This is a genomic window from Spiroplasma endosymbiont of Megaselia nigra (genome assembly GCF_003987485.1).
Classification (GTDB): domain Bacteria; phylum Bacillota_I; class Bacilli_A; order Mycoplasmatales; family Mycoplasmataceae; genus Spiroplasma.
The window spans coordinates 1-736 of the sequence record NZ_RCOO01000319.1 but is presented as its reverse complement, the minus strand read 5'-3'; the positions used below and the strand labels follow the sequence as shown (position 1 = coordinate 736).

Here is a 736-nt window from a genome sequence, read left to right as displayed (position 1 = left end):
TATGGCAAATTGTTATAAATTACAATTTGATTTAGAAGATAGTTTTAATATTAAATCAAAAGAAAGATGAGCAAATCGTACGCATTGATACGGAGTATTAGATGATGATTTAATGACTGCTTATAACAAAGGTAATAAAAAAGTATTACAAGATGCTTTTGATGATATTTTTATTCAATCAGGTCAATCAGCAGTAGATGGTCAATTATCCCAATCTTTACAAGTAGTACAAGGTACACCAACCTTAGAAACATATACACAAGATCAAAAAGCAATTATCGAACAAGTATATATAGCATGTAATTTTTCTAGTCCTTTTGGTGATGCCTCAGATAGTGAAGAAAATAAAACCCAATCATTAATAAAAAAAACAAAAGACTTAGAAAAACAAGCATATTTACAAGCATATCGTATACAATATTATACTAAGATGTTTGATGCTGTTTTAAAATATTATGGTTTATGGGATGGCGTTGGTGAACGCCCTTATGGTTTTGATTTTGTTAGTGCTAGTTTAGTAGACCAAATGCGACAAAATGAATTAATTACCACTAGATTAGAAAATCGTACAATGGAGCCAATAAGAGCGATAACTGAATATGATGATGTTGATGAATTAGAAGCAATTAAATATTATGAAAAAATTGAAAAATACTGAGATAAAATAAACGCAAAAGAAATAGAACATAATAATAAATTAATGGAATATGATGAAACTGGTAATAATCAAAATGCT

1 protein-coding gene is annotated in these 736 nt (G+C 28.0%); it reads left to right on the top strand.

Annotated features, from left to right (window positions below; all coding sequences use genetic code 4):
• Positions 1-736, top strand: a 736-nt coding sequence (locus tag D9R21_RS07880; RefSeq protein WP_158614022.1) for a hypothetical protein, incomplete at both ends; no start/stop codon positions are given.